Here is a 7,216-nt window from a genome sequence, read left to right as displayed (position 1 = left end):
TCATTAAATGGGGATGGAACCATATCAATTCATAACAATGCGGCGCGGCGCTTGTTTGGCTCGACACACGTGACACGCATTGCGGATCTCGCGCAGTTTGGTGACGAGTTTAGAAAGAAAGTTTTGACATTAGCGCCAGGTGAACGTCATTTGATAACCTTTAAAATTGATGACGTTGAACAGAAGTTAACGATCGCTTCTACGCAGATAATTTCAGCTGGTAAAATTGAAAAGCTCATATCATTGCAGGATATCCAAAGCGAACTCGATGTTGCTCAACTTCAAGCATGGCAGGACTTGGTGCGCGTCTTAACTCATGAAATTATGAATAGTATAACTCCCGTATCTTCGCTTGCTAAAACATCAACGGATTTGGTGGATGATGCCATAGAAAAAGTAAAAGGTCAGCAAGAACTTGTTGATGAGTTAACGGATGTGCGTGATGCCGTAGATACCGTTGCTCGTCGCTCGGACAGCTTAATGCATTTTGTGCAAAGTTATCGTCGTTTAACTCGGTTGCCGCCTCCTGAAAAAGAACAGTTGGTCGTTAGAAAAATATTTGAAGATGTCGTTAAAGTTGCGACCATTGATTGGGAAACTAAGAACATTGAGTTGGAAATGAATGTTTCAACAGATGGACTTGAGGTTTCTGCAGACCCAGAAATGCTAGAGCAGATGCTAATTAACTTGATGAAAAATGCAGCTGAAGCGTTGGAAAATACTGAAAATGCGAAAGTTGGACTATCAGCAAAAATTAACAAACGTGGGCGCATCATTATAGAAGTTTATGATAATGGCCCCGGAATAGAGTCAGATTTGGCTGAAAAAATATTTGTTCCTTTTTATACAACGAAAAGAGAAGGATCAGGCGTAGGGCTTGCACTGACGAGACAAGTGATGATTGCACATGGTGGAACCGTGAGCTTAACAAAAACCGTAGGTGGCGGTGCCACATTTATATTAACTTTTTAAAATGAGGTGATTTTATCTCTTTAAAATACGCGATTGAATTTCAGAATATTTCCAAAAAATATGGTGATGTGACCGTATTAAAAAATATTAATCTACAAATTTCTGATAATGAAACCACGGCTCTTGTTGGCGAAAGCGGTAGCGGGAAAACAACGCTACTGCAATTGGTGAATGGATTAACGAAACCGTCGAATGGTCATGTTGAAGTTTTTAATGAAAAAGTTGATTATGAAAACATCACCGATTTAAGAAAAAAAATGGGATATGCGGTGCAGGGAGGCGGATTGTTTCCTCATATGACAGTTTATGAAAATATTACTGTTATGGCGAAATTAAATGAGTGGTCTAAGGATAAAATTGAACAAAGGGCACATTACGTAATTGAACTGGTGAATTTGAAGAAAGAATTGGTAGATCGCTTTCCGCATAATCTATCTGGTGGACAACAGCAACGTGTGAGCCTTTGTCGATCTATGATGCTGAACCCAGAATTGTTGCTTCTTGATGAACCTTTTTCAGCACTTGATCCGATCACAAAAGGATACATCCACGAAGAGTTTTTAAAATTACAAAAGGCCGAAGCTAGAGCCATAGTTATTGTAACCCATGACATGGAAGAAGCGATAAAGCTAGCCGATAATATTGTTGTAATTAAAGACGGTAAAATTATTCAAAGTGGTATGACAGAAGAAATCGTAAATAATCCACAAGATGAATATGTAAGCGAACTGCTAAATTCAATAAGCTCTTAAAGCGTGCTTAAAAGTATGCTTGTTTCGCTATTTAACACGCCATCGATCATTCTGACATCTCTTAAAACACGATCAAATTCACTTAAACTGGAAGTTTGGATTTCAGCGACTAAATCCCAGGCGCCATTGGTTGTATGTAATACTTGAAGTTCAGGCATGCCTCTTAATTTTTGAATGACTTGCGATGTTGATCTTCCAACTACTTCAATCATCATATGAGCTCTAATTGTATCTTGATCATAATCTTCGCGTACTCTAACCGTGAAGCCATGCAAGGTTCCGGATGCGAGTAAACGATCTAATCGATTTTGTACCGTCCCACGTGATACTTTTAATATGTCGGCTAGTTTTGAAAGGGGGGCTCTTCCATCATTACGTAATAAGGATATTAATTCCCGGTCTAAATGATCATAAGAATATTTGGATATTTCATCACGACTATTTTTCATGTAAAAACCTAATAATTGACAATATTACTAATAATGTATGTCATATTTATATATTTATCATCAATTTTTATAAAAAAATGACATTGTGTCTAAAATTTAGCATTGATATTATATGTTTTTAATCAACTAGTGTCTTTTAAGACGCAGAATCTAAAGTGAGTTTGCTATGACGAATACAGTGAATAAAGATTTGAATTTGGTTCCTTTTGTCAGTGTTGATGACATGATGAAAATAATTCTAGAACTTGGTGTCGAAGAAATGATGTTAGGTATTTGCGAATATCTAGAAGATGACTTTAAGCGTTGGGAACTTTTCGATAAAACGCCGCGCGTTGCTTCACATTCGCAAGAAGGTGTAATTGAATTAATGCCAACCAGCGACGGCGAAGTTTATGGTTTTAAATATGTGAACGGTCATCCAAAAAATACTCAAGATGGTTTGCAAACTGTAACAGCCTTTGGTGTTCTTTCAGATGTGAACACGGGATACCCGGTTTTATTCACTGAAATGACAATTTTAACGGCGCTTCGTACGGCTGCCACATCAGCAATGGCTGCAAAATATTTGATGCCTAAGGGATCAAAAACGATGGCCATGATTGGTAATGGCGCACAATCAGAGTTCCAAGCACTCGCCTTTAAAGCAATATGCGGCATTGAAAATGTTCGTCTTTACGATATTGATGCGAGCGCTTCTGACCGCTGCATGGCGAACCTTGAAGGTCGTGGTTTAAATGTTATCAAATGTAATAGTGAGCAAATGGCTGTGGAAGGTGCAGAAATTATCACAACCGTTACAGCTGATAAGCAATATGCAACAATTTTAACCGATAATATGGTCGGATCAGGTGTTCATATCAATGCCATTGGTGGCGATTGTCCGGGTAAAACTGAACTTCATAAAGATATTCTTTTGCGTTCTGAAATATTCGTTGAATATCCACCACAAACACGCATTGAAGGTGAAATCCAACAATTGGATGAAGATTATCCGGTGAAAGAATTATGGCAAGTGATGACAGGCGAAATAGAGGGCCGTACAGATGAAAAACAAATAACATTATTTGATAGCGTTGGCTTTGCCATCGAGGACTTTTCAGCATTACGCTATATTCGCGATAAACTTGAAGAGACAGGCCATTATCAAAACCTTGATATGCTTGCTGATCCCGATGATCCACGTGATTTATTTGGTATGGTTTTAAGAGCCGCTAAAAATTAAAGGAGACTGTTATGGAAAAGCGTAGTGTACAAGCACCAGCTGCGGTTATCATGATCCGTCCGCATAATTTTTCGCCAAATTGGCAAACGGCTAAGGACAATAGTTTTCAAAAAAGTGGTGATGGTTTAAGCGAGCAAGAAATCGCAAAATCAGCTTATGCAGAAGCAACTAAGGTTGCCGAGACATTAGAAAAAAAAGGTATAAATGTTCACATTTTTGAAGATGAGAGCAAAGAGACGCCAGATTCCGTATTTCCCAATAATTGGTTTTCAACCCATTCGGGTGGGCATGTGGCCATTTATCCAATGTTTGCAGAAAATCGTCGTCGTGAACGTCGCTATGATGTAATTGAAATGCTTAAAGAAAATTATCGCGTTCAAGATATTATTGATTATTCAGGCCTTGAACCTGATGGTCTTTTCCTTGAAGGGACAGGTGCAATGGTCTTGGATCATATTGATCGCGTTGCATATGTTACAAAATCAAACCGTGCTGATCCTGTTGCATTAGAAAGATTTTGTACCCATTTTAATTATGAGCCAATGGCATTCGATGCATGTGATGAAAGCGGCACGCCTGTTTATCATACGAATGTTTTAATGTGTATCGCTACGGATTTCGTCATGATTGGATTGGATTTGTTTGATGATGCTAAAAGACGCGAAGAGATCGTTGCACGTTTTGAAAGCTCTGGCCGTAAAGTCATTGCGCTTAGTAATGATCAGATAGCCAATTTCGCAGGTAATGCCATAGAGCTTCAAAGTCGTGATAGACGTGTTTTAGCGATTTCAGCAAGAGCGCATAACGTATTAACCGATGAACAAAAAGCGATTATTGAAAAAAATACGGAAATTTTACCGCTTGAAATTCCGACGATTGAACTCGCGGGAGGTTCGGTTAGATGTATGCTCGCCGGGGTTCATCTTTTACCGCGGTAAGTCGTTTGACATCAATGGTGATTTGTTCAATACTTGATTATCAAAAAACAATCAGGGTCTGACAAATCACCTTCGCTTCGGCACTTAAATATTTCCTTCTTTTTTTTGCCGCCATTTTTTTATTGAGTGGCTCTGTTTTTGCTGCGAACGAAAAAATTGTTATCGGTAGTAAAATGCACGGAGAAAGCTATCTTCTTGCAGAAATTATGGCCCAAGTGTTAGAGAATAGTGGCTATGAAATAGATCGTAAATTCGGCTTTGGCGGGACACTGATTTGTTATAATGCATTAGCCGAAGGTGAAATAGATTTATATCCCGAATATACGGGCACCATATCCGAAGCAATTTTTACAAGCGATGAAAGTGTTGGTGAAAATCCTAATCTAAAAGATTACCAAGCAATTTTAGATGCGCGAAATATGAAAATATTTTCTCCTTTCGGATTTAATAATTCATATGCAATGGCAATTAAGAAAACTTTAGCAGTTGAAAGAGGTTTAAAGACCATTTCGGATTTGAAAGATCATTCAGATTTGAAGGTCAATTTTAGTCATGAATTCATCAATCGTGATGATGGATGGCCATCTATGAAAGTAGCTTATAACCTTGAATTTGCGCCAACGGGAATTCAGCATGGCTTGGCTTATAAAGCAATTGATGAAGGTGAAATAGATTTGACAGACGCTTTCACAACGGACGGTGATATAGAGCGCTATGGATTAATTATTCTTCAGGATAATCTTGATTTTTTCCCAAAATATTTTGGTGCATCGTTAACTCGCAATGATTTCCCAGAAGACGCTATGAAGATTCTTAATCAGCTAGAAGGCCGTTTAGATGACGACAAAATGCGCCTTTTAAATTCTGAAGTGGTTATAAACCAAAAAACCTTTAGTGAAGTGGCAAATGCTTTTTTAAAAAGCGAAGGATTAATTGACACCAATACAACAGTAGAAAGTCAAGATGGCGTTTTATCTAAACTAATTGAAAACACTATTACACATGTAAAAATAACTATCATCGCCCTTTCAATTGGTTGTATAGTCGCTTTAGTGCTTGCCTTCTTAATATTTAGATCGGTTAAATTATCGCGGTCCGTCATTTATTTTACAGGGTTATTACAAACAATTCCGTCAATAGCTTTGCTTGCGTTAATGATCCCAATTTTCGGCATCGGTGAAATACCTGCTATTACCGCTCTTTTTCTATATTCACTGTTACCGATATTAAGAAGTGCGGTTACAGCGTTAACCACCATAGATCCGGTGTTGGTAAATGTGTCTCGTGCTATCGGAATGACGAAGTTCCAACAACTCAGAAATGTGTTGTTTCCATTAGCCTTGCCGAATATTTTAGCGGGCATTAAAACGGCAACGATTATTTGCATTGGTACCGCAACACTTGCCGCATTTATTGGAGCGGGCGGTCTAGGGGAGCCGATTGTTACAGGGCTCGCGCTAAATGATACTAATCTAATTTTACAGGGTGCTATTCCGGCAGCCTGTCTTGCGATTATCGTTGAAATTTTATTCGAAATATTGGAAAAGCGAATAATTCCAGAACATATGAGAGCCAATTAAGTTCATTGATCATTTATTCTTGAATTAAACGCACACTTTTTTCGTGGAAGGTGATTTTACCTTCCTTAAATAATTTCCCTAAAGCTTTTTTGTAGTTTGATTTGCTAACATGAAAAATCGCATTAATTTCACCAGGTGGACTTTTATCCGTTAATCCTATAATGCCACCATGATCTTGCATATATTTGAGAATGACATCAGAGAGTTCCTCTCTCACCTCATAAGCGAGCTTTTGTAGAGTTAAATTAATCCGGCCGTCCTCACGTAATTCTCCGATATACCCTTTAAATCTGTCTCCGCTTTTTAAGGGGCGAACAACTTCATTTTGATGAATTAACCCGAGGTGGGAATTATTGATAACGGCTTTATATCCTAAATCACTTCTTCCCGCGATCAGGAGGTCCACTTCTTCCCGAAATTCGAATTTCCCATCGTTAAATTCGTCAAGATAATTACTGAGCTTAGTTGATCCTGCAATGCGATCTGATTTATCGAGAAAGATATGTACCACATAAGATCGTCCCATATTCATAGGTTTATTTTGCTCTTTAAAAGTTACAAGAAGATCTTTTGTTAATCCCCAATCCATGAATGTGCCAAAATCGCTCTGGCCTACAACAGTAAGCAAAACGCTATCGCCAACAGTACCAGATGGTATGTCGGTAGTAGCGATAGGGCGATCTTCTGAATCAAGATAGACAAATACTTCAAGAAACTGCCCAATGTCCCAAAGTTTCTCGTCTTGTGGTAATGATTGTGTAGGAAGCAATATTTCTTCATCATCATGTTTAAGGATTATGCCAAAATCAAGATGCTTGATCACTTCAAGTGTATGGTATTTACCGACTTCAATCATTGTGGATGTCTCATAATATGTTTAGGGTTTTATAGGTGAAAATCATTACACAAGATAGCTTTAAAATGATAATAAACCTATAGTCGTGGCGTGTGGATTATTTCTTATTTTTCTTTTTGCGCTTTGGGGCTTCTGCCTCATCTTGTTTTTTAAGTTCCGGCCGCCACCACCAACTGGTTTTTAATCTACCGCGATCCATAAAAAGATCATCTAGTTTTAATGCCAGTTTCTTAAAAGGACTTTTAGCGAGCTTTAACCATAGACGATGACGTAATCTAGAAAAATCACGATTATAAGGACATGATCTTATGCAAATAATACAGTCTGTATTTTGATTACACCAAAATTTAAAACATTTTTCCGCAGACGGTGTCCATTTCACCACCCCTTTGATATTACTTTCACTATGGACGTGATCACTTGGTGCATCGAAGGGTATGGCATTTG

Annotated in this window: 7 protein-coding genes and 1 pseudogene; 5 read left to right on the top strand and 3 right to left on the bottom strand. The window is 38.2% G+C overall.

The annotated features are described in order from the left end of the window. Both ACTF6W_RS06400 and ACTF6W_RS06395 read left to right on the top strand, forming a co-directional pair. The coding region (locus ACTF6W_RS06400; protein WP_438993716.1) for a sensor histidine kinase at positions 1–972 on the top strand (972 nt) is incomplete at its 5' end. A gap of 68 nt (positions 973–1,040) precedes the next feature. Next, positions 1,041–1,724, top strand: a complete 684-nt coding sequence (locus tag ACTF6W_RS06395) for an ATP-binding cassette domain-containing protein (RefSeq protein WP_438993715.1) — start codon at positions 1,041–1,043, stop codon at positions 1,722–1,724. Here ACTF6W_RS06395 and ACTF6W_RS06390 read toward each other — a convergent pair. Continuing rightward, the gene (locus ACTF6W_RS06390; protein WP_438993714.1) at positions 1,721–2,173 is read right to left on the bottom strand and encodes an Lrp/AsnC family transcriptional regulator; all 453 of its coding nucleotides are present in this window, start codon (positions 2,171–2,173) and stop codon (positions 1,721–1,723) included. The two genes, ACTF6W_RS06395 and ACTF6W_RS06390, sit on opposite strands and share 4 nt — an antisense overlap. A gap of 166 nt (positions 2,174–2,339) precedes the next feature. On the opposite strand from ACTF6W_RS06390, the gene ACTF6W_RS06385 reads away from it, so the two are divergent. The 3 genes from ACTF6W_RS06385 to ACTF6W_RS06375 all read left to right on the top strand — a co-directional run bounded on the left by ACTF6W_RS06385 (position 2,340) and on the right by ACTF6W_RS06375 (position 5,913). Then, positions 2,340–3,395 (top strand): ornithine cyclodeaminase, encoded by a 1,056-nt coding sequence (locus tag ACTF6W_RS06385; protein ID WP_438993713.1) that lies wholly within the window; start codon positions 2,340–2,342, stop codon positions 3,393–3,395. An 11-nt stretch (positions 3,396–3,406) separates the two neighbouring features. Next, positions 3,407–4,333: a citrulline utilization hydrolase CtlX gene (gene ctlX / locus ACTF6W_RS06380; RefSeq protein ID WP_438993712.1), complete on the top strand. Its 927-nt coding sequence runs from the start codon at positions 3,407–3,409 to the stop codon at positions 4,331–4,333. Between the two features lie 122 nt (positions 4,334–4,455). Then, on the top strand, positions 4,456–5,913 hold the full coding sequence (locus ACTF6W_RS06375; protein ID WP_438993711.1) for a glycine betaine ABC transporter substrate-binding protein: 1,458 nt from the start codon (positions 4,456–4,458) through the stop codon (positions 5,911–5,913). Positions 5,914–5,926: 13 nt separating this feature from the next. On the opposite strand, the gene ACTF6W_RS06370 is transcribed toward ACTF6W_RS06375, so the two are convergent. Both ACTF6W_RS06370 and ACTF6W_RS06365 read right to left on the bottom strand, forming a co-directional pair. Continuing rightward, on the bottom strand, positions 5,927–6,769 hold the full coding sequence (locus ACTF6W_RS06370) for a CvfB family protein (RefSeq protein WP_438993710.1): 843 nt from the start codon (positions 6,767–6,769) through the stop codon (positions 5,927–5,929). 97 nt (positions 6,770–6,866) lie between these two features. Continuing rightward, positions 6,867–7,216: pseudogene (locus ACTF6W_RS06365) on the bottom strand (reductive dehalogenase); the annotation flags it as partial.

Origin of the sequence: Pseudemcibacter sp., assembly GCF_965661635.1 — a bacterium.
Taxonomy (GTDB): domain Bacteria; phylum Pseudomonadota; class Alphaproteobacteria; order Sphingomonadales; family Emcibacteraceae; genus Pseudemcibacter.
The sequence above is the reverse complement of the archived record's forward strand: the minus strand, read 5'-3'. Positions and strand labels throughout refer to the sequence as shown.

Bases quoted from the DNA above. Each gene is read 5' to 3' on its own strand.
- ACTF6W_RS06390 (WP_438993714.1), bottom strand. From the start codon at position 2,173: ATGAAAAATAGTCGTGATGAAATATCCAAATATTCTTATGATCATTTA.
- ACTF6W_RS06385 (WP_438993713.1), top strand. From the start codon at position 2,340: ATGACGAATACAGTGAATAAAGATTTGAATTTGGTTCCTTTTGTCAGT.
- ctlX (WP_438993712.1), top strand. From the start codon at position 3,407: ATGGAAAAGCGTAGTGTACAAGCACCAGCTGCGGTTATCATGATCCGT.
- ACTF6W_RS06370 (WP_438993710.1), bottom strand. From the start codon at position 6,769: ATGATTGAAGTCGGTAAATACCATACACTTGAAGTGATCAAGCATCTT.